21 protein-coding genes and 2 pseudogenes are annotated in these 24,825 nt (G+C 69.8%); 3 read left to right on the forward strand and 20 right to left on the reverse strand.

What is annotated here, in order from left to right; translation table 11 throughout:
* Positions 1-10: 10 nt before the first annotated feature.
* The 11 genes and pseudogenes from Q7W82_RS19675 to ubiE form a co-directional block, all read right to left on the reverse strand.
* Positions 11-1,030, reverse strand: coding sequence for a beta-propeller fold lactonase family protein (locus Q7W82_RS19675; protein WP_242160865.1), 1,020 nt, complete (start codon positions 1,028-1,030; stop codon positions 11-13).
* Entirely contained in the window at positions 1,027-1,611 is a 585-nt protein-coding gene (locus Q7W82_RS19680) for a c-type cytochrome (RefSeq protein ID WP_311195516.1), read from the reverse strand. The genes Q7W82_RS19675 and Q7W82_RS19680 overlap by 4 nt, the downstream gene beginning before the upstream one ends.
* A gap of 77 nt (positions 1,612-1,688) precedes the next feature.
* Positions 1,689-3,353: pseudogene (locus Q7W82_RS19685) on the reverse strand (quinoprotein dehydrogenase-associated putative ABC transporter substrate-binding protein); the annotation flags it as partial.
* 80 nt (positions 3,354-3,433) lie between these two features.
* Positions 3,434-5,446, reverse strand: coding sequence for a methanol/ethanol family PQQ-dependent dehydrogenase (locus Q7W82_RS19690; protein WP_242160863.1), 2,013 nt, complete (start codon positions 5,444-5,446; stop codon positions 3,434-3,436).
* A 414-nt stretch (positions 5,447-5,860) separates the two neighbouring features.
* The gene (locus Q7W82_RS19695; RefSeq protein ID WP_242160862.1) at positions 5,861-6,499 is read right to left on the reverse strand and encodes an HAD family hydrolase; all 639 of its coding nucleotides are present in this window, start codon (positions 6,497-6,499) and stop codon (positions 5,861-5,863) included.
* A 5-nt stretch (positions 6,500-6,504) separates the two neighbouring features.
* The gene (locus Q7W82_RS19700; RefSeq protein ID WP_242160861.1) at positions 6,505-7,224 is read right to left on the reverse strand and encodes a hypothetical protein; all 720 of its coding nucleotides are present in this window, start codon (positions 7,222-7,224) and stop codon (positions 6,505-6,507) included.
* Positions 7,221-8,174 (reverse strand): alpha/beta fold hydrolase, encoded by a 954-nt coding sequence (locus tag Q7W82_RS19705; RefSeq protein ID WP_242160860.1) that lies wholly within the window; start codon positions 8,172-8,174, stop codon positions 7,221-7,223. Before Q7W82_RS19705 ends, Q7W82_RS19700 begins: the two co-directional genes overlap by 4 nt.
* A gap of 33 nt (positions 8,175-8,207) precedes the next feature.
* Positions 8,208-8,558 carry a cupin domain-containing protein gene (locus tag Q7W82_RS19710; protein ID WP_242160859.1) on the reverse strand — a complete coding sequence of 117 codons (351 nt, stop codon included), beginning with the start codon at positions 8,556-8,558 and terminating at the stop codon, positions 8,208-8,210.
* A gap of 419 nt (positions 8,559-8,977) precedes the next feature.
* Entirely contained in the window at positions 8,978-10,918 is a 1,941-nt protein-coding gene (locus Q7W82_RS19715; protein ID WP_242160858.1) for a M1 family metallopeptidase, read from the reverse strand.
* Positions 10,919-11,092: 174 nt separating this feature from the next.
* Positions 11,093-11,248 (reverse strand): annotated as a pseudogene (locus tag Q7W82_RS19720) (class I SAM-dependent methyltransferase); the annotation flags it as partial.
* Between the two features lie 695 nt (positions 11,249-11,943).
* Positions 11,944-12,705 carry a bifunctional demethylmenaquinone methyltransferase/2-methoxy-6-polyprenyl-1,4-benzoquinol methylase UbiE gene (gene ubiE, locus Q7W82_RS19725; protein WP_242160114.1) on the reverse strand — a complete coding sequence of 254 codons (762 nt, stop codon included), beginning with the start codon at positions 12,703-12,705 and terminating at the stop codon, positions 11,944-11,946.
* 114 nt (positions 12,706-12,819) lie between these two features.
* Between ubiE and Q7W82_RS19730 the strand changes: the two genes are divergently transcribed.
* From Q7W82_RS19730 to Q7W82_RS19740, 3 genes are all read left to right on the forward strand, one after another.
* A complete protein-coding gene (locus tag Q7W82_RS19730; RefSeq protein WP_010341927.1) occupies positions 12,820-13,275 on the forward strand; it encodes a nucleoside deaminase in 456 nt (151 codons plus the stop codon).
* Between the two features lie 240 nt (positions 13,276-13,515).
* Complete coding sequence (locus tag Q7W82_RS19735) at positions 13,516-14,703, forward strand: heparan-alpha-glucosaminide N-acetyltransferase domain-containing protein (protein WP_242160113.1); 1,188 nt, start codon at positions 13,516-13,518, stop codon at positions 14,701-14,703.
* Positions 14,704-14,784: 81 nt separating this feature from the next.
* A complete protein-coding gene (locus Q7W82_RS19740) occupies positions 14,785-16,149 on the forward strand; it encodes a DUF2252 family protein (protein WP_242160112.1) in 1,365 nt (454 codons plus the stop codon).
* 220 nt (positions 16,150-16,369) lie between these two features.
* Here the strand turns inward: Q7W82_RS19740 and hslU are convergent, their stop codons facing one another.
* The 9 genes from hslU to Q7W82_RS19785 form a co-directional block, all read right to left on the reverse strand.
* Positions 16,370-17,734: an ATP-dependent protease ATPase subunit HslU gene (gene hslU / locus Q7W82_RS19745; protein ID WP_242160111.1), complete on the reverse strand. Its 1,365-nt coding sequence runs from the start codon at positions 17,732-17,734 to the stop codon at positions 16,370-16,372.
* Between the two features lie 113 nt (positions 17,735-17,847).
* Positions 17,848-18,399: an ATP-dependent protease subunit HslV gene (hslV, locus tag Q7W82_RS19750; RefSeq protein ID WP_010341232.1), complete on the reverse strand. Its 552-nt coding sequence runs from the start codon at positions 18,397-18,399 to the stop codon at positions 17,848-17,850.
* 48 nt (positions 18,400-18,447) lie between these two features.
* Positions 18,448-18,678 (reverse strand): DUF3079 domain-containing protein, encoded by a 231-nt coding sequence (locus Q7W82_RS19755; RefSeq protein ID WP_242160110.1) that lies wholly within the window; start codon positions 18,676-18,678, stop codon positions 18,448-18,450.
* Positions 18,679-18,787: 109 nt separating this feature from the next.
* Positions 18,788-19,618, reverse strand: a complete 831-nt coding sequence (xerC, locus tag Q7W82_RS19760; RefSeq protein ID WP_242160109.1) for a tyrosine recombinase XerC — start codon at positions 19,616-19,618, stop codon at positions 18,788-18,790.
* Between the two features lie 167 nt (positions 19,619-19,785).
* Complete coding sequence (locus tag Q7W82_RS19765; RefSeq protein WP_242160108.1) at positions 19,786-20,451, reverse strand: DUF484 family protein; 666 nt, start codon at positions 20,449-20,451, stop codon at positions 19,786-19,788.
* Positions 20,448-21,305 (reverse strand): diaminopimelate epimerase, encoded by an 858-nt coding sequence (dapF, locus tag Q7W82_RS19770; protein ID WP_242160107.1) that lies wholly within the window; start codon positions 21,303-21,305, stop codon positions 20,448-20,450. The genes Q7W82_RS19765 and dapF overlap by 4 nt, the downstream gene beginning before the upstream one ends.
* Positions 21,298-21,549 carry a lipoprotein gene (locus tag Q7W82_RS19775; RefSeq protein ID WP_242160106.1) on the reverse strand — a complete coding sequence of 84 codons (252 nt, stop codon included), beginning with the start codon at positions 21,547-21,549 and terminating at the stop codon, positions 21,298-21,300. Before Q7W82_RS19775 ends, dapF begins: the two co-directional genes overlap by 8 nt.
* Before the next feature lie 61 nt (positions 21,550-21,610).
* Positions 21,611-21,991, reverse strand: coding sequence for a YbaN family protein (locus Q7W82_RS19780; protein WP_242160105.1), 381 nt, complete (start codon positions 21,989-21,991; stop codon positions 21,611-21,613).
* A gap of 653 nt (positions 21,992-22,644) precedes the next feature.
* Positions 22,645-24,735, reverse strand: a complete 2,091-nt coding sequence (locus Q7W82_RS19785; RefSeq protein WP_242160104.1) for a S9 family peptidase — start codon at positions 24,733-24,735, stop codon at positions 22,645-22,647.
* Positions 24,736-24,825 lie beyond the last annotated feature (90 nt).

The raw sequence follows: 24,825 nt of genomic DNA on the forward strand, positions 1-24,825 counted from the left end.
TGGCCTCACGTCATTGCGCCACGACCACACCCCATGGCATCTCGCCCACCGCGATCTGCTTGATCTCCTTCATCGCTGCCGTGTCGATGACGCTGACACTGTTGGACCGGCCGTTGGCCACGTACAGCGTCTTGCCGTCCGTGCTCAGCGCCGGGTTCCACGGCCGCTGCCCGACCGGAATCTCGGCCAAGGTGCGGCGCGCGGCCGGATCGATCACGCTGACCGTGCCGGCGCCGTTGGACGCGTACACGCGGCTGCCGTCGCGGGCGATGGCGATGCCGGCGGTGCGCTGCCCGGCCGGAATGCTGGCCACGCGCTTGCGCGCCGCCAGATCGATCACGTCGACCACGTTGGCCGACTCCTGCGCCACGTAGACCGTCTTGCCGTCGGGCGCGAACGCCATGCCGCGTGGATGCCCGCTGGTGGCGATGACGCCGGTGGACGTACCGGCCTGCACGTCGATCACGTCCAGGTCGTTGGAGCCTTCGTTGCTGGTCAGCAACAACGCACCGTCCGGGGTGTAGACGCAGTGTTCCGGCGCCTGCCCGCGGGTGGCGATGTGCGCGCCGATCGCGAAGCTGGCCGGGTCGATCAGCATCACCTGGTTCTGCCCTTCCACGCACACCGCGAGCTGGTGACCATCCGGCGCCACCGCGACGCCTTCGGCGTTCTCGCCGATGTCGACGCTGCGCAGCACGCGGTCCTGCACGGTATCCAGCTCCAGCAGGCGGTGGCCCTGCGCGTCGATGACGTACAGATGCCCTGCCGGCCCCGGCACCACCTGCTGCAGGCGCTTGCCGAGCTGGCCCTGCGCCGACAGCGTGCGCACCACGCGGGCGCTGCCGGTGTCGATCACCGAAATGGTGCCGCTGCGCTGGTTCGGGACGTAGGCCAGCGCCGCCGGGCTGGCCGCAGGCGCCGGTGCGGCCGCCGCGGCATCGGTGCCGGCCGCCGGCGCAGGCGTGCGCTGGCAGGCCGCGGCGAACAGCGACAGCGCGACGACGGCGGACAAGCGCAACCCGTTCCTCATTGCGTGGCGCCCGCGGTCTTGTTGATGGAGTGGATGAAGGCCAGCAGCTTCTCGGTATCGCCCGGCTTGAGCACCGGCCCGAACGGCGGCATCTGCCCCACCACCTTCTCGTGGCCGATCCGGGTCTTGCCGTGCGCGGCCATCCCGGCGGTGCCTTCGGTGATCAGCGCGCGCAAGGTGTCGTCGTCGTTGCCGTACACCCAGATGTCGTTGGTCAGCGGCGGGCACATGCCGCCGCCACCGGTGCCGCCGTGGCAGGCGGTGCAGCCGGCGGAGTTGAAGATCGCCTTGCCCTCGGCGACCAGTTCCGGAGTGACCTTGACCGGCGGTCCCTTCGGAATCGGCGTCACCGCCGCAGCCGGTGCCGGTGCGGCGGCAGCGGGTGCGGCGGGCGCGGCCGCCGTCGGGGCGGAGGCAGGTGCAGACGCGGGCGCCGCGGCAGGGGCGGCCGGTGCGGGGGTGGCCGCCGGGGCTGGTGGCGCCTCCTGCTTGCCGCAGGCGGCCAACAACAGGAGCGAAGCGAACAGGAACACGGGGAACAGCAGGGAGGTGGTGCGACGACGGATGGAGGCAGGACGCATGGGGACAACACCTTTGCGGAGTACTCGATGGGAAGAACAGGCCGCGCGAGCGGCGTGTGCGGGACGACAGGAAGCGGTCATTGCGTGCGGCGGTGCTGAGCCTCCGTCAGCAAGTGGGCGAGTTCGGCATTGCCGCGTTGCTGGGCCAGCGCTGCCGGGGTCTTGCCGTCGGCGTCGCGCGCATCGGCGCTGGCACCGGCGGCGAGCAGGCGCCGGGCGCTGTCCTCGCGCCCGGCCGCGGCGGCGAGCATCAACGGGGTGACGCCGGCGCGGTTCGCACGGTCGGCCTCGGCGCCGCGCTCGAGCAGCAGGTCGAGGATCGTCGGATCGTTGCGCGCCACCGCGAACATCACCGGCGTAAAGCCGGCCGGATTGGCGCGGCGCACGCTGGCGCCGGCGTCGAGCAACGCCTGCACCACGTCGGCATCGGCGTAGGAGATCGCCAGGTCCAGCGGCGTCCAGCCGTCGGTGGACACGGCCTCGACCTTGGCGCGATGCGCCAGCAACTGCGCGACGCTCCTGCCGTCGTTGGACCATGCCGCCTTCATCAGCGGCGTCCAGCCATTGCTGTCGCGGCGTTCGACCTGGGCACCGGCGGCCAGCAGTTCGCCGACCAGCAGCGGCGCCTGGTTGCGGATCGCCTGCTGCAGCGGCGGCTCGCCGAGCCGGTTGGGCTGGTCGGCGCTGGCGCCGTGACGCAGCAGCCAGGCCACGCGCACGCCATCGCCGGCGTCGAGTGCATGCGCCAGTTCCTCGTTGGGATCGGCGCCACCGGCGATGCGCAGCTGCAATTGCGCCAGCATGTCCGAGGAGGCCTGCGCGCTCGGCGTGTCGTCCTGATCGGCGGGCGCCGGATAGGGGCCGTGCGAGCGCAGGTCGCCGGCGACGATGCAATCGGCGCAGGCCACCAGCGGCACGTGGTAGTCGCGCAGGATCGCGCCGATCTTGCCGGCGCTGCGCTGCATCGCCGCGTTCAGCGCATCGCGCAGTGCGGCGTTCTTGCGCGACACCGCCCATGCCATCGAGTACTCCAGCACCTCGTTGTCGATGACGTTCAACGGCACCACGCCGAGGCCGCCGCGCGCGGCGTAGTAGCCGGCCACCGGCCCCCAGGACTCGGCGGCATCGAGCTTGCCGGCGGCGACCTGCTCGGCGAGCTTGCCGGGATGCTCCTGCGGCGCGCTGGCCGAGTCGTAGAACAGGTACTGCACCTCGCCCTGCACGCCATGGTCGAACAGCGCCTGCCGCGCCGGCGAACTCTGGAACACGCCGACCTTGAGTTTTTTCAACGCCGGATCGTCGAGCGAAGCCGGCCGCAGCTCCAGGCCCTTGCGGGTGACCAGCACATAGGTGGAGCGATACAGCGGGCGCGTGGGCAGGCCCATCTCGAAATCGCTGTTCATGTCCATCAGCACGTCGCAACGCCCGGCGTTGATCGTGCTGCGCGCCAGGCCGCGCTGGTAATAGCTGCGCCACTCGTACTCCAGGCGCCGGCCCATCTCCGCGGCCACCACCTGGGCGATCTTGTTCTGGAAGCCCTCGCCTGCGCGATCGGACAACGGCATGTTGCCGGGATCGGCGCAGACCCGCAGTACCGGCGCATCGGCCGGCAGCGTGGCGGCGGGCGCGGCGGAAGCCGGCGCCGCGGCAGCGGGCGGGGCCGCAGGAGCGCGAGCCGTCGCGGACGACGGCTCGCGCGTGCAGCCTGCGGCGACGAGTCCGAGGCTGCACCACAGCAACACGGCGCGCGCGCCCGCAGGCAGGCGCCACGCAGCGGGCGCCATGCGGCCCCCGCTCGCCTCCTGGACGCGGCGCCGCCGGCTCATCGCACCGTCTTGGCGGCGACCGCCGCGCTGCCGCCGCCAGCGGCCGCGGTGGCGGTCGTGGTGGGGGTAACGGTCTTGCCGGCGCCGTCGATGCGGAAGGTGTGCACCATGCCGCCCAATGGGATCTTGTCGAAGCCGTTGCTGAAGGCCAGGCCGGCGGCCCCCAGCGCGCCGTACGGATCGCCCGGATCCAGGCCGGCGGCGACCGGCAGGCCGATCCAGCCGCCGATGCCCGAGAACACCGCCACGTACTGGTGGCCGTTGGCCTTGTAGGCGATCGGGTTGCCGATGATGCCCGAGGGCAACTTGGTCTCCCAGAGCTTCTTGCCGGTGTCCTTGTCCACGGCGCGGAACCAGCCGTCCAGCGTGCCGTAGAACACCAGCCCGCCATCGGTGACCAGGGTGCCGCTCCACACCGGGAACTTCTCCTTGATCTCCCACTTGGACTTGCCCTCGACCACGTCGAATGCCTTGACGATGCCCAGCGCGCCGGGCTCGTTCGGCTTCATCAGCACGTTGGCGAACACGTACGGCAGGCCCATCATGGTGTTGCCGCGCTCCTGCGGGTCCAGCTCCATGTGCCAGTTGTTGGTGCCGCAGAAGAACACCGCCGCGTTGGCCGGATCCACCGAGCACGGCTGCTGGTCCTTGCCGCCCATCGCCGAGGGGAACGCCTCGACCTTGCGGCCGCGCTCCAGCGGCGAATGCGCCGCGACCTTGACCGGGCGCCCGGTCTTCATGTCGATGCGCTCGGCCCAGTTGGCCGGCACGAACTTGTTGGCGCGCAGCAGCGTGCCATCGCGGCGGTCGAGCACATAGGCGAAGCCGTTGCGATCGAACTGCACCACCGAGGGCACCTGCTTGCCGTCGATGGTCAGGTCGACCAGGATCGGCTCGTTGATGCCGTCGTAGTCCCACTGGTCGAACGGCGTCTTCTGGTAGCCCCACACCGCTTCGCCGGTGTCGATCTTGCGCGCGAACAGGGTCATCGACCACTTGTTGTCGTACTCGCCGGTGTCGCACTCCTTCTGCGTGGTCTTGCCGCAGCGGTACGACGGGCTCCACAGGCCGGGATTGCCGGTGCCGTAATAGACCAGCTTGAGTTTCGGGTCGTAGCTGTACCAGCCCCACGCCGCGCCGCCGCCGCGCTTCCAGCCTTCGTCGGGATAGGTCTTCTGGCCAAGGTCGCCGAGCTGGCCGTGCTGCGGATTGGCCTTGTTGAAGTCCGGGCCCAGGCAGATGTCCTTGTCGGTGCCGGTGGCTTCGCAGGACCAGGCCTGCTTGCCGTCGGCCAGCGCATACGCGGCGACGCGGCCGCGCACGCCGAACTCGTTGCCGCTGATGCCGGCCACGACCTTGCCGTCGGCGATGATCGGGGCCATGGTGATGGTCTCGCCCTTCTCCGGATAGGCGAGCTTCTGCTTCCACACTTCCTTGCCGGTCTTGGCATCGAGCGCGATCACGTCGCCGCTGAGGCTGCCGAACACCACCTTGCCGTCGGCGTAGGAGGCGCCGCGGTTGACTGTGTCGCAGCAGGCCACCGCCACCGCGCGCTCGTCCTGCTGCGGGGTGTACTTCCACAGCACCTTGCCGTTGTCTTCCTGCGACAGGTCGATCGCGAACACGTTGTTCGGGTAGGCGCTGACCATGTACATGGTGCTGCCCACCACCAGCGGCTGGCCTTCGTGGCCGCGGGTGGCGTCGGTCTTCATCTCCCACGACATCTTCAGGTTCTTGACGTTGTCGCGGTTGATCTCGGCCAGCGGGCTGTGCCGGGTCAGGCCGAAATCGCGGCCGACGCCGCCCCAGTTGTCGGGGTTGGCGGCATTGCTGGCGAACTCGCTGTCGGTATCGGCGACCGCGGCCGGCGCGGCGGCCGGCGGTTGCTGCGCGGCGGCCGGCGCGGCCGGCGCCGCGGCCTCTTCCTGCTTCTTGCAACCCGCCAGCGCCAACGCAGTGGCCAGTGCGAGCAATGTACAAGCCCGGGTACGACGTGAATGACTGTGCATCGTTCTACTCCCCTCGTTGAAGAGCCGCGACAGCTGCACCTGGTGGTGCGTGTGCCACGGAACCTGAAGCGTGGGTGTCTACGAGCAACGTCCATGCCATCGCGCCGCTGCGATGCAACATCCCTTGACGGGCGGATCACACCATCGGTGGTCGTCCCAGCACTGCACGCATCGCGATCGAAGACGTCTCGAGAACGTGACACTTTGTGCCATGCCGTTGCATCGCGATTGGCGCAGTGCCGGCATGCGCGCGGGGCATCGCCTATGCCATCGGCGCGCACGCGGCGCCGGCCCACGCGGATGCGCACGGCGCAACGCGCGGCGGGAGCGCGCACGCGGCACGCCCGCCGTCGCTGCGTGGGACGGGAGAATCGGGTGGATGCGCGGCGGCGCGCAGCCGCCGCGGAGCAACGGTCAGTGCGGCTGCGGCCCGGCGTGGTCCTGCCACCACGCCAGCAGCGCGGCGCAATCGGCGAAGTGCAGGTCGGCCAGCGCCGGCCAGGGATTGTCCGGATGCAGCAGCACGGTGGTGGCGCCGGCATGGCGCCCGCACTGCAAGTCGTAGGCGTGGTCGCCGACCATCGCCAGCGCCTGCGGCGGCACGCCCCAGTGTTCGGCCAGCTGCAGCAGGCCGCCGGGATGCGGCTTGGGCGGGGCTTCGTCGCGGCCGAGGATGGTCACCTCCTCGAACAGGTCGTCGACCTCGATCTCTTCCAGGGTCAACTGCGCCAGCTCGCGCGCATTGCGGGTGAGCACCGCCAGCCGGCAATCGGCGGCGTGCAGGGTGCGCAGCAGCGCCGGCGCGCCGTTGGCCGCGGTGGCCTCCTGGGCCAGCACGCGTTCGTGCTCCAGCAGCCAGGCGTGCTTGCTGGCGCGCTGCGCCTCCGGCAGCGCCGCCAGGTGCTGCAGGATGTCGGCCTGCGGCGGGATCTGCAGTTCGCGGCGGATCAGCGCGAAATCGTGCACGGCGCGGGTCAGGGTGCCGTCCATGTCGAACACCCAGTGGCGCACCTGGCGCAGGGCCTCGGCCGATGGCGGTATCGCAGCGTGCATCGCGCTCAATCCCAACCCGGCATCTGCGCGCCGTCCAGGCCGCCGGTCTCGAACACCGCGGTGCGGGTGCCGCCGGCCTTCACCGGGAAGGTGATCTGCAGCACCGTGGTCTTGCGCGCCAGCTTCCACAGCGCCTTGTCGTCGCTGATGAACATGGCGATGGCCTCGTCGGTCTTGGGCCGCCAGGCCGCGGCCGCGCGTGGCGGCGCGTCGTCGGCCTTCAGTTCCACCTTGCAGCCGCCGGCGCAGCGGAAATCGCCGGACTGCAGCACCAGGTAGGCGCTGCGCTTCCATTCCGGATGGTCGCGGAACACCAGTTGCACCGGCTTCGGGCCGCTGCCGTCCACGTCGACCTTGTCGCGGCTGTACAGCATCGCCGAACGCTGCAGGCCCTTGCCCGCCGGCACCTGCGAGTACTGCCAGGCCGCCTGCATGCGCCGCAGTTCGCGCGCCGCCTCGCCCTTGGCCTTGACCTCGGCGTAACCGGGCTGGATGCGTTCGGCCGCGTCCGACCCGGGATACTGCTGCAGCAGCGCCGCGCCGTGGATCCGCGCCAAATCCCAGTTGCCCGACTTCACCGCGGCGTCGTACTGCTTGGCCAGGTCGTCGGCGGCCTGCGCCTTGGCCTGCGCTTCGGCGGCGGCCTGCGCCTTGCGCTCGGCCTCGTGATCGCCGCAAGCGGCCAGGGCGACGGCGCACAGCGCGCCAAGCAGGATGCGTTTCATCGTGGGGTTCCTCGTTGGATCAGGGTGTCGATGGCCTGCGCGACCTCGGCGGGCTTCTCGACGATGGACATGTGGCCGCTGCCGTCCAGCAGCACCTGGATCGCCTGCGGCAGGCGTTGCGCGTACAGCGCCAGCGCGCTGGCGTCGATCACCGCGTCCTGCACGCAATTGAGCAGCAGCGCCGGCTGGCGGATGTGCGCAGCCTCCTCGAACGGCAGGAACGCCTCCTCGCCGCGGCCGATGCGCGCCAGCACCTGCTGTTCGAACGCGGCCTCGCGGCGGCGCCAGGCCACCACCGCCGGCACCGCCCAGCGCGGGATGCGCGGCTTGGCGCGGTCGAGCAGGAACACGGTGTCGATGTAGCGCTGCAACGATGCGGCATCGTGCACCGCGAACGGATTGTGCCCATCCAGCACCGCCTGGCCGAAGGCGTTGTCGGCGAAGCGTACGCCGGCGGCGTTGAACAGGCCGACCCGGTCGAATACCGCCGGATGGCGCGCCGCGGCCAGCGCGGCGATGCCGCCGCCCATCGAATGCCCGAGCAGCACGCAGTCGCTGCCCGCACGGCGCGCGCATTGTGCGGCGAAGGCGGCCACGCGCTCGGCCTGCGCGACGAAGCCGTAGTCCTGCCCGGCGATGCGCTGACTCTCGGCCCAGCCAGGCAGGTCCGGGATCACCAGGTGATAGCGCGTGCCCAGCGCGCGCGCCAGCGGCAGCCAGTTCTCCTTGCTGCCGGTGAAGCCGTGCACCAGCAGCAGGGTCGGCGCGGCGGGATCGGCCGCGGCGCGCACCAGATAGGTCCAGGTATGCCCGGCGACCTGCGCCTGGCGGCGCTGCAGTCCGCTGCCGCGCCGCTGGCGCAGGCACTCCAAACGCACCAGCAGGAACGGATCGCGCAGCACCAGCAGCACCCCGGCCAGCAGCAGCCAGGCCATGGTCAGCACCAGCACGGCGACACCGGGAGGCGGATCCAGGTCATGCGCTCACACCACCACGTCGGCTTCGCCGAGATGGAGGGCCAGCCACACGGTCGGCTGCTCGGGATCGGTGAAGGTAACCCAATGCGGCGTGTCGGCCGGGATGAACAGATGGTCGCCCGGCGCCAGCGTCACCTCGCGCTCGCATAGCGCCACCCGCGCGCTACCGCGCAGCAGCACTACCCATTCGTCGTGTGCCTGCTGGTAGGGCGCGTCCGGCGGCGTGGTCTGCCCGTGCGAGACGATGCGCTCCACACGGCAACCGGAGCGCCGGAGCAACTCGGTGAAGACTTCGCCGCCACGCGCATCGGGCAACGCGGCCAGCAGGGAACCGGACAGGACGCGGGCGTCGCTCATCTCACCGCCTCGACGAACGCAGGTGGGTCCGCTTGCATCGGCGCCGGCCGTCGCCTGCCGGGGCGATGGCGCTTGCAGCGGAGACCGGGGCGGCGGTGGCGGACGATGTCATGCACGCATGGACCGGGAACCATCGGGACTGCCGAGGATATCGCGAATGCGTGGCAGCGGGTCACTGCTCAGCAGCGGCGGCGCGTGTGGAATTCGTTAACGTCGTGGTGGACATGCGCGCGCCTCCCGAAGGAAGCGCATGCGACGCGGCGCACGGTGACATGGCGCAGCACGCGCGCCCAATCCGTCGCCACGATCGCCTCGGCCCCAGCACGGCGCGATCATCGCAACCTGCCAGCCGCACAAACGCACACGGCGCCGGGATCGCTCCCGGCGCCGTGTGCGCGGTCTGCCGCGGGCGCCGCGCGTCAGTGCGCGGCGTTGCCCGCCTTGGCCTTGTCCAGCATCTCCTGCACCGACACCGTGGTGATCGGGTGGTAGCCGGGCTTGGCCTTGGCGAACACGTCCTCGGCGAAGGCCAGCCCGTCCGGGGTCTTCACCAGTTCGGCGTAGATCGGCAGGATCAGCTTGCGGCGGCCGACGCGGGCGATGAACTCGCCGGCGGCCGGGCGCGCGTCCACATAGCCGCTGCGGATCGCCAGCGGATACCAGCGCATGGCGATCTCGCCGTTGGCGGTGCCGGTGAAGTGATAGGCGTCGTCGAGCTGCTTGAGCTGCGCCGGGGTCAGCTTCTCGCCCAGGCCGCTGAGGAAGCGCGTCCACTCCTGGGTGCTCCACGCATCGGTCACCTGCTTGCCGGGCAGCGTGCCGCTGCCGGTCCAGGCGATGCGCGCGGTGTCGACCATGGCGAAGTTGCGCGAGCGCGCCTTCTGCGCGAACGCCGGGATGCCCGGTTCGTCCAGCCACGCATGCAGTTCCTGCGCGGTCACCGCATTCGGCTTCTTGGCCAGCAGGTGGGTCTTCAGGTACGCGACGAACTGGTCGGTGTTGGCGCTCTGGAAGGCGTGGTCGTCGAACCAGCCGCGCAGGAACGGATCGAAGGTGTCGCGGCCGAAGCGCTGCTCCAGGAACTGCAGGAACCACGCGCCCTTGACGTAGGCGACCTGGCTCAAGGCCTCGTCCGGATCGCGCTCGGTCAGCGCCGGCAGCGCCAGCGCCTGGTCGGCCGGGCTCATGCCCTTCAGCTCGGCCAGCAGGTCGGTCTGGTCGATCTCGCGCTCCATCTCCGCCGCTTCCGGGCCATACAGCGCCTCGGTGATGCGCGCCTGCACGTAGGTGGTGAAGCCTTCGTTGAGCCAGATGTCCTTCCAACTGGCGTTGGTCACCAGGTTGCCGGACCAGCTATGCGCCAGCTCGTGCGCGATCAGCGACACCAGCGACTTGTCGCCGACGATCACCGTCGGCGTGGCGAAGGTCAGGCGCGGATTCTCCATGCCGCCGAACGGGAACGACGGCGGCAGCACCAGCATGTCGTAGCGGCCCCAACGGTACGGACCGTACAGCGTCTCGGCGGCCACGATCATCTTCTCGGTGTCCTCGAACTCCTTGGCCGCCTTGTCGACCATCGCCGGCTCGGCCCACACGCCCGAGCGCGCCGAGATCGGCTTGAACACCAGGTCGCCGGCGGCGATCGCCAATAGGTAGGACGGGATCGGCTGCGGCATCTTGAAGCGGTAGTCGCCGTTGCGCACCGCCTTGGGATCGTTGTCGGCGCTCATCAGCACCATCACGTCCGGACGCGAGACCACGTGCGCGCTGTAGGTGAAACGCACGCTCGGCGTGTCCTGCAGCGGCACCCACGAACGCGCGTGGATGGCCTGCGACTGGCTGAACATGAAGGGCAGCTGCTTGCCCTCGGTCATCGACGGCTCCAGCCACTGCAGGCCCGAGGCGGTCGGCGCGGTGTGGTAGGCGATGCTGATCTTCTGCGGCTGGGTCGGCGCCTCGATGGTCAGCTTGCTGCCGTAGATCTTGTCGGCCGGCGCGAGCGCGTACTGCAGCGGCGTCATCTGGCCCTTGCCGTCGTCGGCCTGCACCTTCTCGATGGTCAGGTCGCGGGTGTCCAGCACCAGTTGCTTGGCGCTCTTGTCCTTCCAGTCCAGCGTGTAGGTGGCGGTGCCGCCGATCTGCTTGCTGTCGAAATCCAGCTTCAGATCCAGCGCCAGGTCCTTGATCACGACCTTGGACGGCTCGGCGTAGGACGTCTCGTCGTGGCTGCGGTCGGCCGGCTTGGCCGCGGCGGGCGCCGGCTTGGCGGCAGATGCGGCTGCATCGGGCGCAGGCGCTTCACGGGAACACCCGGACGCGACCATCGCGGCCAGGGACAACAACAGGAACGGGGAACGCATGGCAGTAACCGGTTCGAGGAAAACCCGCAGTTTACCGGAAGGCCGGGAGTGGGGATTCGGGAGTGGGGATTCGCAACGGCAGTACGGCGCGTGCCGACGAATCCCGAATCTCCGATCCAAGCGGGGATTGGGAATGGGAGATTGGGGATTGGCAGCAGCGAACAGCCGGCGCGCTTACGCATCCCGAATCTTCAGTCCCCAATCCCGCCTCCACTCAGATCTTGTCGCCGAGTGGATCGCCACGATGCCGCCGGCAAGGTTCTTGTAGTGGCTGCGGGCGAAGCCGGCTGCTTCCATCCTTGCCTTCGCGCCCTGCGGCGGATGCTTGCGCCGGCGCCGCCGGACCGCGCGTCGGGACTGAAGTCCCTCCCACAAGGACGGCACAGCACCGCGATCGGTCAGCAACCGATCGCCCGCTCTTGCGATTCCCGAATCCCCAATCCCGGCTTTCTGTGGCGGAGACTTGCGCCGGCGCCGCCGGACCGCGCGCCGGGACTGAAGTCCCTCCCACAAGGACGGCACATGCCCCGCGATCGGTCAGCAACCGATCGCCCGCTCTTGCGATTCCCGAATCCCGATTCCCCAATCCCGGCTTTCTGTGGCGGAGGCTTGCGCCGGCACCACCGGACCGCGCGTCGGGACTGAAGTCCCTCCCACAAGGACGGCATAGGCCCCGCGATCGGTCAGCAACCGATCGCCCGCTCTTGCGATTCCCGAATCCCGATTCCCCAATCCCGGCTTTCTGTGGCGGAGGCTTGCGCCAGCGCCGCCGGACCGCGCGTCGGGACTGAAGTCCCTCCCACAAGGACGGCACAGCACCGCGATCGGTCAGCAACCGATCGCCCGCTCTTGCGATTCCCGAATCCCCAATCCCGGCTTTCTGTGGCGGAGACTTGCGCCGGCGCCGCCGGACCGCGCGCCGGGACTGAAGTCCCTCCCACAAGGACGGCATAGGCCCCGCGATCGGTCAGCAACCGATCGCCCGCTCTTGCGATTCTCGAATCCCGATTCCCCAATCCCGGCTTTTAGACCTTATAGCCCGAGTGGATCGCCACGATGCCGCCGGTGAGGTTCTTGTAGTGGCTGCGGGCGAAGCCGGCCTCTTCCATCATGCCCTTCAGCGCGTCCTGCGGCGGATGCTTGCGGATGCTCTCGGCCAGGTACTGGTAGCTGTCGGCGTCCTTGGCGAACAGCTTGCCCAGGCGCGGCAGCACCTTGAACGAATGGAAGTCGTACAGCGGCTTGAACCAGTCGGCGGTGACTTCGGAGAACTCCAGCACCCGCGCCTGGCCGCCGACCTTGAGCACGCGGTACATCTCGCGCAGCGCCGCGTCCTTGTCGGTGACGTTGCGCAGGCCGAAGGCGATGGTCACCAGGTCGAAGCTCTGGTCCGGGAACGGCAGCGCCTCGGCATTGCACTGCACGTAGTCCAGGCCCGCGACCAGGCCGCGGTTGGTGAGGCGGTCGCGGCCCACCGAGAGCATGCCGGCGTTGATGTCGCCCAGCACGATCTCGCCGTCGGCGCCGACCCGGTCCTTCAGCAGCGCGGCGATGTCGCCGGTGCCGCCGGCCAGGTCGAGCACGCGGTCGCCCGGCTTGACCTGCGCGGTGGCGACGAAATAGCGCTTCCAGACCCGATGGATGCCCATGCTCATCAGGTCGTTCATCAGGTCGTAGTTGCCGGCGACCGAGGTGAAGACCTCGCCGACCAGCTTCTGCTTGTCCTTGGCGGCGACGTCGCGGAAGCCGAAATGGGTGGTACCGGTCTTGTAGGGAGATTCGCTCATGCCGGGATTATCGCACTGCCGGCCGCTGCGTGCCGGTGAAGCGCCGCACGGGATGACAGCCGCCGGCCGCCTGGGCCAGACTGCCGGCAGACTCCCGTTCCCCCAGGCCATTCCATGCTGACCACGCCCGACTACCGCGCCCTGCTCGACACCGCCATCGCCGAAGCCCGCCAGGGCCTGGCCGAGGGCGGCATCCCGATCGGCGCCGCCCTGTACCACCGCGACGGCCGCCTGCTCGGCTGCGGCCACAACCGCCGCGTGCAGGAGGGCGACCCGTCCGTACACGGCGAGACCGACGCCTTCCGCAAGGCCGGACGCCAGCGCCGCTACAAGGACACCATCATGGTCACCACCCTGGCGCCGTGCTGGTACTGCAGCGGCTTGGTGCGGCAGTTCAACATCGGCACGGTGGTGGTCGGCGAATCGGTGACCTTCCAAGGCGGCATCGACTGGCTGCGCGAGAGCGGCGTGGAGGTCATCGACCTGCACAGCCAGGAGTGCATCGACCTGCTCGGCGGCTTCATCGCCGCCCACCCGGACGTGTGGAACGAGGATATCGGCGAGGACTGAGCGGCGTGCCGCGGGCGTCGGCGCGGCGAGCAGCAGGCACACCGCCGCGCCCACAGGCGAACCGCGGCCGCGCTTCGACGTTGCCCGGTGGGCGCGCGGCCCGCACCGCCCCGTACTTGCCGGCACCGCGTCGGCAAGCCTGCACGGCGCTGGCCTGAGCGCCCACCTGCCACCCGCGGCGCCGGGAGGGCGCGCGCACCGAGTGTTATATTGTTTCAATATCGACACCGATCGCACTGCATGCCGTCCGCCGCCCTCGCCTCGCCTGCCTCCCTCGCCGTCCCCGCAACGCCCGCCGCGCGGCTGGCCTCGATCGATCTGCTGCGCGGCACGGTGATGCTGCTGATGCTGCTGGACCACGTGCGCGAGACCTTCTACCTGCATCACCCGGTCGGCGATCCGATGGAGGTGGAGGGCACGGCGCCGGCGCTGTTCGTCGCGCGCACCCTGGCGCACCTGTGCGCGCCGGTCTTCGTGTTCCTCACCGGCCTGTCGGCCTGGCTGTACGCGGCGCGGCAGGCCGACGGCCGCGCGGCGGCCGCCAGCTTCCTGCTCAAGCGCGGCCTGTTCCTGATCGTGCTGGAGCTGACCCTGGTCAACCTGGCCTGGAGCGGCGCCTTTCCGCCGCAGGCGCTGTACCTGCAGGTGATCTGGGCGATCGGCCTGAGCATGCTCGCGCTGGCCGCGCTGCTGTGGCTGCCGCGACCGGCGCTGGCGCTGCTGGGCGCGGCGCTGGTCGCCGGTCACCACCTGCTGGACGAGGTGCAGATCCAGGGCGACGGCCCGCTGGCCGCCGTCTGGGCCGTGCTGCACGACCGGCGCTGGCTGGAGCTGGGCGACCTGCGCCTGCGTACCTCGTATCCGGTGCTGCCGTGGATCGGGGTGATCGCGCTCGGCTACGCCGCCGGCCCCTGGTACGGCGCCGCCACCGACCCGGCGCAACGCCAGCAGCGCCTGCTGGCCTGCGGACTCGGCGCACTGGCCGGGTTCCACCTGCTGCGCTGGCACAACGGCTACGGCGATGCGCCCTGGCAGGTGCAGGACGACCTCGCGCATACCGCGATGAGCTTCTTCAACGTCACCAAGTACCCCCCGTCGCTGCAGTTCCTGCTGCTGACCCTGGGCGTGGGCCTGCTGTTGCTGCGCCTGTACGAACACCCCACCGTGGCCCGCGCCCTGGCGCCGCTGGCGGCGATCGGCGCAGCGCCGATGTTCTTCTACCTGCTGCACCTGTACGTGCTGAAGCTCGCCTACCTGGCCGCGGTGGCGCTGTGGGGCACCAACCAGGGCGATCTGTTCGGCGTGGACAGCGTGGCCGCGCTGTGGGCGATCGCCGCCTTGCTGGGCCTGGCCCTGTACTGGCCCACCGCCGCGTTCGCGCGGCTGAAGGCGCGCCGCCGCGACCTGGCCTGGCTGCGCTACTTCTAGCGACGGGCCGGGATGGTTCATCTGCGTGCAATGCCGGCGTGCTCGACTGCGGCTTCCTTCGTCCGCGCCTGGAGACCTGCGATGTCCACCCGCCTGCCGCCGCTGCTGCTGATCGGTCTGACCCTTGCCGCATGCGCCGGATGCGCGACGGCGGCGAGCAAGCGCGACGCCTGGGTGGTGCAGCAGATCCACGACTACAACCATCCCTACGCCGCACAGCAGACCGAGCTGGACACCAAGATGGCGACCATGGCCACCAGCGCCTACGCCTTCTACCGCGGCACCGACCACATCTTCTACCAGGACATGAAGACCCTGCCGGGCTCGCTGTGGACCTCGCCGCAGACCGGCTACACCTGGCTCGGCGGCGACACCCACCTCGGCAACTTCGATGCGGCGCGCGACAGCAGCGGCAAGGCGGTGTTCAAGGTCGCCGACTTCGACGAGGGTCACCTCGGCCAGTACGTGTGGGACCTGCGCCGGCTGGCCGCGAGCATGGTCCTGGCCGGCCGCGACAACGGTCTGTCCGACAGCGACATCGGCGACGCCATCGACACCATGGTCGGCGCCTACCTGGACAAGATCGCCGATTTCCGCGGCAGCGACGCCGAAGCGAGCTTCCAGCTGAGCAAGCGCAACACCAGCGGTGCGGTGGCCAAGATCATCGACAGCGCCGACGGCAAGAGTCGCAGCAGCCTGCTGTCCAAGTACACCGTGGTCAACAGCGGCAAGCGTCAGTTCCAGGACCTGGACAACCTGGTCGCGGTGGACGCCAACACCGCCTCGGCGGTGGCCGCGGCGATGAACGGCTACCTCGGCTCGATCGCCGCGTCCAAGCGCCATCCGTCCAGCTACTACACCATCAAGGACGTGCACCAGAAGCTGGGCTCGGGCACCGGCAGCCTCGGCCGCCTGCGCCTGTATGTGCTGATCGAAGGCCCGAGCGCATCGACCAGCGACGACGTGATCCTGGAATGGAAGCAGGAAGCGGCCAGCGTGGTGGCGGTAGCGGCGCCGTCGCAGATGCCGGCCTCCAGCTACGACAACAACGAGGGCGCGCGGGTCGCGCGCACCGCCAAGGCGCAGACCATCGACGCCGACGTGCTGGTCGGCTACGCCAGCGTCAACGGCACCCCGTTCTACGTGCACGAGAAGTCGCCGTTCCAGCAGGACCTGGACCCGACCGCGCTGGACAGCGCCGGCAAGCTCGCCACCGCCGCGACCTACCTGGGCCAGGCCCTGGCCTCGGCGCACGCACTGGCCGACCAGGACTACGACCCGAACGTGGTGCCCTACAGCATCGACAAGCAGATCGATCAGGCGGTCACCAGCAAGAGCGGCCTGACATCGGAACTGCGCCAGTTCGCGTTCGACTACGCGGCGCAGGTGCAACTGGACTGGCAGTCGTTCGTGGCCGCGTACAAGGCGGGTACGCCGCTGTATTGAGTTCGCGCCGGGTGCGTGCGGGCGACGCACGCGCTGTGCGGTTTTTGCGGCGGAGCCGCCTGTTGTAGGAGCGGCTTCAGCCGCGACGGGGCGTTACCGGGAAGGCCCAGTCGCGGCTGAAGCCGCTCCTACGACGCGCTTGACGTCGGCATGGCTATCGGGATCGGTGCACAGCGGCAGGCGCGGGCAACGCACCTGCCGCTGTGGATCGCGCCGGACCTTACAGGATGTACCGGCTCAGGTCCGGATCCTGCACCAGTTCGCCCAGGTGCGCATCGACGTAGGCCGCGTCGACGGTCACGCTCTGCCCGTCGCGGTCCGGGGCTTCGTAGCTCAGCGTGTCGAGCAGGCGCTCGAGCACGGTGTGCAGGCGCCGCGCACCGATGTTCTCCTGGCGCTCGTTGACCAGGAACGCGATCTCCGCCAGGCGCGCGATGGCGTCGTCGGTGAAGCGCAGGCTTACGCCCTCGGTCAGCAACAGTGCTTCGTACTGCTTGGTCAGCGCCGCCTTCGGCTCGGTGAGGATGCGGATGAAGTCGTCCTTCGACAGCGCCGACAGTTCCACCCGGATCGGGAAGCGGCCCTGCAGTTCCGGGATCAGGTCGCTGGGCTTGGCCAGGTGGAACGCGCCGGAGGCGATGAACAGGATGTGGTCGGTCTTGACCGTGCCGTACTTGGTGCTGACGTTGGAGCCTTCCACCAGCGGCAGCAGATCGCGCTGCACGCCCTCGCGGGAGACGTCGCCGCCGGTGGCGCCAGCCTCGCTGCGCTTGGCCACCTTGTCGATCTCGTCGATGAACACGATGCCGTGCTGCTCGCAGGCCTCGATCGCCGCGGCGCGCACGTCGTCCTCGTTGACCAGCTTGCCAGCCTCTTCCTCGATCAGCAGCGGCCGCGCCGCCTTGATGGTCAGCTTGCGCGACTGCGACTTGCCGCCGCCCAGGTTGGAGAACATCTGCCGCAGCTGCTGGCCCATTTCCTCCATGCCCGGCGGGGTCATGATGTCCATGCTGACGTTGACCGCCACGTCCAGCTCGATCTCGCGCTCGTCCAGCTCGCCGGCGCGCAGCATGCGCCGGAACTTGCTGCGGGTGTCGCTTTCCTGCGCCGACGGCTCGTTGCGCGCGGCCTCCGGATCGAAGCCGATGCCGGCGCTGCGCCGCGGCAGCAGCGCATCGAGGATGCGGTCCTCGGCACGCTCCTCGGCCTGGGTGCGCACGCGGGTCTTGGCCTGCTCGCGGTACAGCTTGACCGCGGTGTCGGCCAGGTCGCGCACGATCTGCTCCACGTCCTTGCCGACATAGCCGACCTCGGTGAAGCGGGTCGCCTCGACCTTGACGAAGGGCGCATTGGCCAGCGTCGCCAGGCGCCGCGCGATCTCGGTCTTGCCGACGCCGGTGGGGCCGATCATCAGGATGTTCTTCGGCATCACTTCGTTGCGCAGCGCGTCGGGCAACTGCATGCGCCGCCAGCGGTTGCGCAGCGCGATCGCCACCGCGCGCTTGGCCTCGTGCTGGCCGACGATGTGGCGGTCCAGCTCCTGCACGATCTCGCGCGGGGTCATGGTGCTATGGGTATCGGTCATGGTCGGGAAATCGAAGAGGGAATCGGGAATGGAGAATCGGGAATCGGAAAGCAGGCGTCATCGGTGACGGAGACGAGAACCGCAGTTGCGATTCCCCAATCCCCAATCCCGAATCACAGCTCTTCGACCACCACGTTGCGATTGGTATAGATGCAGATGTCGCCGGCGATGTTCAGCGCTTCGACGGCGATGGTGCGCGCGTCCAGCGTGGTGTGGCCGAGCAACGCACGCGCCGCCGACAGGGCGTACGAGCCACCGGAGCCGATGGCGATGATGCCGTCCTCCGGTTCGATCACATCGCCGGTGCCGCTGATGATCAGCGAGGTCTCCTTGTCGGCTACCGCCAGCAGCGCCTCGAGCTTGCCGAGGCGGCGTTCGGTGCGCCAATCCTTGGCCAGTTCCACTGCGGCGCGAGTCAGCTGGCCGTGCTTCTCCAGCTTGGCCTCGAACAGTTCGAACAGGGTGAACGCATCGGCGGCGGCGCCGGCGAACCCGGCCAGCACCTGGCCCTCGCGGCCGAGCCGGCGCACCTTGCGCGCATTGCCCTTCATCACGGTGTGGCCCAGGGTCACCTGGCCGTCGCCGGCCACGGCGACGCGGCCATCGCGGCGCACCGACAGGATCGTGGTGGCGTGGAAAACATTGGGGTTCTGACTGGGATCCATGCGGCCTCCGGAGCGATGACTCAGGTGTGGGGGCTGGCGACGCGCGGTTCAAGCGTCGTCGGTCGCAGACCGGTCGTCGCCGGGCCGGGCGTGCGCCGGCCGCGCCGGATCGGCGCCGATGCCCCAAGCGAGCTGCCAATCCCAGCCCTCGGTCTCGATCGGGTGCAGGGCGCGTCCGGCGCCGTTGCCGCAGGCCGGATCGTGCGCGGCGCAATCGCGCTCGCAACCCCAGCACAGCTGTTCGGGGTGGCGCGGCGCCAGCGGAAAGGGGGTGGCCATCGGTGAGCCCTCGCGACGTGGGAGGACAGTGTCGTCCTGCCTTTGCCGACTCGCCTTGATCCAGAACAAGCGCGGGTGCGCTAGCAACCGCGCGTCCGGGATGCGACGCTCAGGACTTGCGCTTGGCCCGCGGGTGCGCCGCGTCGTAGACCTTGGCTAGGTGCTGGAAATCCAGGTGGGTGTAGATCTGCGTGGTGGCGATGTCGGCATGGCCGAGCAGTTCCTGCACGCCGCGCAGGTCGCCGGAGGATTCCAGGATGTGGCTGGCGAAGCTGTGCCGCAGCATGTGCGGGTGCACGTGCTTGAACAGGCCCTGGCGCCCGGCCAGTTGCTTGATCCGGATCTGCACCGCGCGTGCGCCGATCGGCGCTCCGCCGCGCCCCGGAAACACCGGCGCGGCGGCCTCGCCCCGGCTTTCCTCGCGCCATTCCAGCAAGGCTTTTCGCGCATGCGAACCGACCGGCACCAGCCGCTGCTTGTTGCCCTTGCCCAGCACGCTGACCATGCCGACGACGAAATCCAGATCGCGCCAGCGCAGCGCACACAGCTCGCTCAGGCGCAGGCCCGAGGAATAGAACAGCTCCAGCAGCGCGCGGTCGCGCAGGCCCAGCGGCGCATCGGTCGGCACTTCGACCAGGCGCACCGCCTCGTCCGCGTCGAGCACCTGCGGCAGCTTGCGCGGCGCCTTCGGCGCGCGCAATGCCGCGGCCGGGCTGCTGGCGATGTGGCCGTGCTTGAGCAGCCACGCGTAGAAACTGCGGCACGCCGACAGACGCCGTTGCAGGCTCTTGGGCGACAACCCGCGGCGGTGCTCGGCGGCGATGAACTGGCGCAACTGCGCGGCGTCGAGCGCGGCCGGCTCGCCAAGCAGGTTGTCCGCGGCCCACGCCGACAGCGCGGCCAGGTCGCGCCGGTATGCGTCCAGGGTATGCGCGGACATGCGCCGCTCGACCTGCAGATAGGCGAGGAAGCGGGACTCGGGCGTCGGCGCGGGGGATTCGGAAGACGCCGCGGCGCCCGCCGTCGACGCCGCGCTCGCGTGCGCGGCAGCGCCGGTTGCGGCGCTGTCCCGGGCCCCGGGTCCCGTGCCCCGAGTCCCGGCCGTGCTCATCGCTGCAACGCCACCGCCAGCGCCTCGCCCATCATGCGCAGGAACAAGGTGCCCATGCCGGGATAGAACCGGTTCGGGTCGCGGCTGCCGACCGCGATCAGGCCCAGGCCGGGCAGCGGCAGCAGCGCGGTGGATTGCACTTCGTCCACGCGCTCGCCGTACAGCAGGGCCTGCTTTTCCGGTTGCAGGCGGCCACAGATCGGCTCGCCGTCCTTCAGGCAATCGCGGAACGGCGCCAGCCGTGAATCGTCCGCCGCCAACACCTGCAGCCACGGCGCCTGCTCCAGGCCCGGCAAGGGCTGCAGCAACACGATGCTGACCAGGTCGCCCTGGAAATCTTCCTGCAGCGAGGCCGCCATCGCGCGCACGCTGTCGGCGGCGCTGCGCTGGCGCATCAGCGCCAGGGTCAACTGGTGGGTACGGACCGCCAGCCGTTCGTTGACCTGCGCGTTGGCGGCCAGGTCGGCCAGCCGCCGCGACAGTTCGCGGTTCTTGTCGCGCAGCACTTCCAACTGGTAGCTGGCCAGCGACGCGGTGGGGCCGTCGTCGCGCGGCACCACCAGGGTCAGCGCCAGATCGGGAAACTGCTTGAGGAAGCCGGGATGGCGCCGCAGCCACGTGGCCACCTCGTGCGCACCGAGCTTGTCCTGGCTGTCGCTCATCGGATCCACTCTCCATCGAAGACGAACGTCGCCGGCCCGGACATCACCACCGGCGCGGTGTCGTCCGGCCACTGCACGCGCAGCTCGCCGCCGGGCAGGCTGACGCGCACGTCGCGCTCCACCCGGCCGCGCTGCATCATCACCGCGGCCGCCGCGCAGGCGCCGCTGCCGCAGGCCAGGGTCTCGCCGACGCCGCGCTCGTACACGCGCAGGCGCAGGTGGCCGCGGTCGATCACCTGCACGAAGCCGACGTTCACCGAATCCGGGAACGAGGCGTGCTGCTGCAGCAATGGGCCCAGGCGGTCCACCGGCGCCGCATCGACCAGGCCCACTTCCAGCACCGCGTGCGGGTTGCCCATCGACACCGCGCCGAAGCGCACGCTGCCGCCCTGCAGCGGCAACACGTACTCGTCGCGCGCGCGCGGGAAGCCGACCAGCGGCACGTCCTCCGGCACGAAGCGCGGCACGCCCATCGCCACCGCGAACGCGCCGTCGGCGCCGCGGGTGATGTGGTGGCTGCCGGCAGGGCTTTCGATGACGAAATCGTCCGCGGCCGGCGCGCTGCCGTCGCGCACCAGCCAGGCGGCGATACAGCGCGCGCCGTTGCCGCACTGCCCGGCGGCACTGCCGTCGGTGTTCCAGATGCGGTAGCTGGCCACCGCGTCGGCGGCGTGCGGGGGTTCGATGGTCAGGATCTGGTCGCAGCCGACGCCGAAGTGGCGGTCGGCCAGACGCATCGCCAGTGCGGCGTCCGGCGGCGGGGTGCCGTCGCGCAGGTCGAGCACCACGAAATCGTTGCCCGCGCCCTGCATCTTGCTGAAACGCACGCGCGCGTCGCGGCGGGCCTCACTCATTCCCATTGGTGGGCATGGTGGTGTCGTTGGCCGGCGGGCGCTGGCCGTCCACCGGCTGCGCCTGCCCGGCGGGATCGGTGGTCGCCGGCGGCGTCGCGTCGGGCGCGGGCGTGGCGGGCGCGGCTTCCACCGGCACCGGCTTCTGCGGCATCACCAGCGGCCCCTTGTTGCCGCAGCCGACCAGGGCCAGCAGCGCAGCGGCGGGGAGGACGAGACGGATCGAAGAAAAGGACGATGTGCTCATGCGCCGAGTATAGCCACACCGGCATGAACCGGCCGTGCCGCGGTCGCAGGCCGCGCCGCGCTCATTCGCGCGGCGGTTCCGGCCGCCACCAGAGCCACAGCGCCACCACGCTCATGCAGCCGATCGCCAGCGCCTGCACCCACAGCCGGTGCACGAACAGCAGCAGCACCAGCGCGCACGCGGCCATGGTCAGCGTCGCCATCCACTTGCCGCGGCGGCTGACCGCGCCATGCCGTTCCCAGTCGCGGATGCTGCGGCCGAAGCGCGGATCGCGCAGCAGGCGCCGGCGCAGCCGCGGCGAACCGCGCGCAGCGGCATAGGCGGCGATCAGCACGAACACCGTGGTCGGCAGCCCCGGCACGAAGATGCCGACGATACCGGTCGCCAGGCTGGCATAGGCCAGCAGCCACCAGGCCCAGCGGAAACGGGAGTGCGCGCGCATCGCGCCATGATAAGCCCGCGCCGGCGCGGGCAGGCGTCGACCGCCTGCCGAGGCGATCGCGGTGCCGTGCGGCAGCGGCCGTGGGAGCCGCTTGAGCCGCAACGAGCGCAGCCATTGGCGTATCCGACTCATTGCAGTCGGGACTGAAGTCCCTCCCACAGGGAGTGACCAAGCCACCAGCGCTGCTGCCTGCTCTGGCGGTGATCAAGCATTCCGCCCACCGTCCACCGTAGGAGCGGCTTCAGCCGCGACACACGAAGCCACTGGTGCATCTGGTCTCACTGCAGTCGGGACTGAAGTCCCTCCCACAGGGAGTGACCAGACCATCAGCACCACGGCCGGCCCTCGCGCGAGACACAAGCGATCCGCCCTTCGTAGGAGCGGCTTCAGCCGCGACCTGCGTTACCGGGAATGCCTGTCGCGGCTGAAGCCGCTCCTACGAGGCGACGGCGCTTCTCGCCAGACCGCACAAGAGGAAGGCGATTGGGCACCCGATACCGCTCTTCCGAGTGCGCCGGGCCGCTCCTTGGAGCTCCGTCATGGCGACGAACGACGCCAGCGTCCCCTTCAGACCTCAGCGCAGGCTGACCCGGCACCGCGCCCAAAGGATCGGCACATCGGCTGCCCCGCAGGCCAGCCGACGCGCGCCACGCTCACTTGGCCGGCTGCTCCACGCCCAGCTGGTCCAGCATGAAGGCATAGGACTCGGCCATTTCGCGGTAGCGACGGAAGCGGCCGGACTTGCCGCCGTGGCCGGCTTCCATGTTGACGCGGAACACGATCGGCTGGCTGCCGGTGTCGTTCTCGCGCAACTTGGCCACCCACTTGGCCGGCTCCCAGTACTGCACCTGCGAATCCCACAGGCCGGTGCCGACGTACATCGCCGGATAGGCCTGGCGGGTGACGTTGTCGTAGGGCGAATAGCTGAGCATGTAGTCGTAGTACGCCTTCTGCTCGGGATTGCCCCACTCGTCGTACTCGTTGGTGGTCAGCGGGATGCTCGGGTCGAGCATGGTGGTGACCACGTCCACGAACGGTACCTGCGCCACCAGCACGCGGTAATCCTTGGGCGCCATGTTGGCCACCGCGCCCATCAACAGGCCGCCGGCGCTGCCGCCGGCCGCAGCGACGCGGTCCGGGGCGGCGTAGCCCTGCTGCACCAGCCCACGGGTGACGTCGATGAAATCGGTGAAGGTGTTCTTCTTGTGCAGCAGCTTGCCCTGGTCGTACCAGTCGCGGCCCATCTCCTGGCCGCCGCGGATATGCGCGATGGCGTAGACCACGCCGCGGTCGAGCAGGCTCACCACCGGCAGGTTGAACGCCGGATCGGTGGACATGCCGTAGCTACCGTAGGCGTACTGGTACAGCGCGGCGCTGCCGTCCTTCTTGAAGCCCTTCTTGTAGACCAGCGACACCGGCACCTTGACCCCGTCGCGCGCGGTCACCCAGACCCGCTCGGTCTGGTACTTGCTGGCGTCGTAGCCGATCACCGGCTGCTGCTTGAGCAGCTTGCGCTCGCCGGTGCGGGTGTTGAGTTCGTAGGTGGTGGCCGGGGTGGTCAGCGAGGTGTAGCTGTAGCGCAGCCACGGCGTGTCCGGCTCGGCGTTGATCGACAGGCCCATCGAATACGCCGGCTCGTCGGCCTTGACGTACTCCTCCTTGCCGTCGGCGAAGTGCAGACGGATCCGCTCCAGGCCGTCGGAGCGCTCGGCGATGGCGGTGAAGCCGTCGAACAGCTCGAAGCCGTCGATGAACACCTTCTCGTCGTAGGGCAACCAGCTCTGCCACTGGCTGCGCGCCGTGGCGCCGTCGGGCGCGGTCATCAGCGCGTAGTTCTTGGCCTTCCAGTTGGTGCGGATCACCCAGCGGCCGTCGAAGTGGTCGGCGTGGTACTCGACGTCGCGCTCGCGCGGCGCCAGCACGGTGAAGCGCTGCGGATCGGCGGCCGGCGCGTAGCGCTGCTCGGAGGACACGGTGCTCTCCACGCCGATGACGATGTACTTGTCGTCGCGGGTGCGGCCCACGCCCATGTAGAAGCTGTCGTCCTTTTCCTCGTACACCAGCACGTCCTGCGCCGCCGGCGTGCCCAGCACGTGCTTCTTGACCCGCACCGTCAGCAGCGTCTCCGGGTCGTTCTCGACGTAGAACAGGGTCTTGTTGTCGTCGGCCCAGACCACGTCCGGCGACACGCCGGGAATGCGATCGGCGTAGACCTCGCCGGTGTCCAGGTTCTTGAAGCGCACCACGTACTGGCGGCGGCCGACGTCGTCCTCGGTCCAGGCCAGAATGCGGTTGTCCTGGCTGACCGCCGCGTCGCCGACGCTGAAGTAGCCCTTGCCGGCGGCCATGGTGTTGACGTCGAGCAGGATCTCTTCCGGCGCCTCCATGCTGCCCTTGCGGCGCGCCTGGATCGGGTAGTCCTTGCCGCTCTCGTAGCGGGTGTAATACCAGTAGCCGCGCTCGCGATACGGCACGCTGCTGTCGTCCTGCTTGATGCGACCGACGATCTCTTCGTACAGCCGGTCTTCCAGCGGCTTGAGCGGCTTCAGCACCTGGTCCGCGTAGGCGTTCTCGGCATTGAGATAGGCCAGCATCTGCGGGTTCTTGCGCGTGTCGTCGCGCAGCCAGTAGTAGGCGTCCTGGCGAACGGCACCGAACGGCGCCTTGACCGCGTGCGGCTGCTTGGCCGGATGCGGCGGAGTGGCCGCGGCGGCGGAGGCGGAGGAAGCGAAGGAGGCGGTCATGAGCAGGACAAGGCTCGCTAGCAAGGGGCGGTGAGGCATCTAATGGGGCTCCGGCGGCGGTAACGCAACGGGACGCGCCGCCCCGGCCGG

The sequence above is a fragment of the Xanthomonas indica genome, assembly GCF_040529045.1.
GTDB classification, from domain to species: domain Bacteria; phylum Pseudomonadota; class Gammaproteobacteria; order Xanthomonadales; family Xanthomonadaceae; genus Xanthomonas_A; species Xanthomonas_A indica.

Excerpts from the sequence above, each read along its gene's own strand:
- dapF (WP_242160107.1), bottom strand. The coding sequence starts at position 21,305 with ATGAGTGAGGCCCGCCGCGACGCGCGCGTGCGTTTCAGCAAGATGCAG.
- Q7W82_RS19680 (WP_311195516.1), bottom strand. The coding sequence starts at position 1,611 with ATGCGTCCTGCCTCCATCCGTCGTCGCACCACCTCCCTGCTGTTCCCC.
- Q7W82_RS19675 (WP_242160865.1), bottom strand. The coding sequence starts at position 1,030 with ATGAGGAACGGGTTGCGCTTGTCCGCCGTCGTCGCGCTGTCGCTGTTC.
- Q7W82_RS19695 (WP_242160862.1), bottom strand. The coding sequence starts at position 6,499 with ATGCACGCTGCGATACCGCCATCGGCCGAGGCCCTGCGCCAGGTGCGC.
- Q7W82_RS19735 (WP_242160113.1), top strand. The coding sequence starts at position 13,516 with ATGCCGTCCGCCGCCCTCGCCTCGCCTGCCTCCCTCGCCGTCCCCGCA.
- hslU (WP_242160111.1), bottom strand. The coding sequence starts at position 17,734 with ATGACCGATACCCATAGCACCATGACCCCGCGCGAGATCGTGCAGGAG.
- Q7W82_RS19785 (WP_242160104.1), bottom strand. The coding sequence starts at position 24,735 with ATGACCGCCTCCTTCGCTTCCTCCGCCTCCGCCGCCGCGGCCACTCCG.
- hslV (WP_010341232.1), bottom strand. The coding sequence starts at position 18,399 with ATGGATCCCAGTCAGAACCCCAATGTTTTCCACGCCACCACGATCCTG.
- xerC (WP_242160109.1), bottom strand. The coding sequence starts at position 19,618 with ATGTCCGCGCATACCCTGGACGCATACCGGCGCGACCTGGCCGCGCTG.
- Q7W82_RS19730 (WP_010341927.1), top strand. The coding sequence starts at position 12,820 with ATGCTGACCACGCCCGACTACCGCGCCCTGCTCGACACCGCCATCGCC.
- Q7W82_RS19690 (WP_242160863.1), bottom strand. The coding sequence starts at position 5,446 with ATGCACAGTCATTCACGTCGTACCCGGGCTTGTACATTGCTCGCACTG.
- Q7W82_RS19740 (WP_242160112.1), top strand. The coding sequence starts at position 14,785 with ATGTCCACCCGCCTGCCGCCGCTGCTGCTGATCGGTCTGACCCTTGCC.
- Q7W82_RS19715 (WP_242160858.1), bottom strand. The coding sequence starts at position 10,918 with ATGCGTTCCCCGTTCCTGTTGTTGTCCCTGGCCGCGATGGTCGCGTCC.
- Q7W82_RS19710 (WP_242160859.1), bottom strand. The coding sequence starts at position 8,558 with ATGAGCGACGCCCGCGTCCTGTCCGGTTCCCTGCTGGCCGCGTTGCCC.
- ubiE (WP_242160114.1), bottom strand. The coding sequence starts at position 12,705 with ATGAGCGAATCTCCCTACAAGACCGGTACCACCCATTTCGGCTTCCGC.
- Q7W82_RS19775 (WP_242160106.1), bottom strand. The coding sequence starts at position 21,549 with ATGAGCACATCGTCCTTTTCTTCGATCCGTCTCGTCCTCCCCGCCGCT.
- Q7W82_RS19765 (WP_242160108.1), bottom strand. The coding sequence starts at position 20,451 with ATGAGCGACAGCCAGGACAAGCTCGGTGCGCACGAGGTGGCCACGTGG.
- Q7W82_RS19700 (WP_242160861.1), bottom strand. The coding sequence starts at position 7,224 with ATGAAACGCATCCTGCTTGGCGCGCTGTGCGCCGTCGCCCTGGCCGCT.
- Q7W82_RS19755 (WP_242160110.1), bottom strand. The coding sequence starts at position 18,678 with ATGGCCACCCCCTTTCCGCTGGCGCCGCGCCACCCCGAACAGCTGTGC.
- Q7W82_RS19780 (WP_242160105.1), bottom strand. The coding sequence starts at position 21,991 with ATGCGCGCGCACTCCCGTTTCCGCTGGGCCTGGTGGCTGCTGGCCTAT.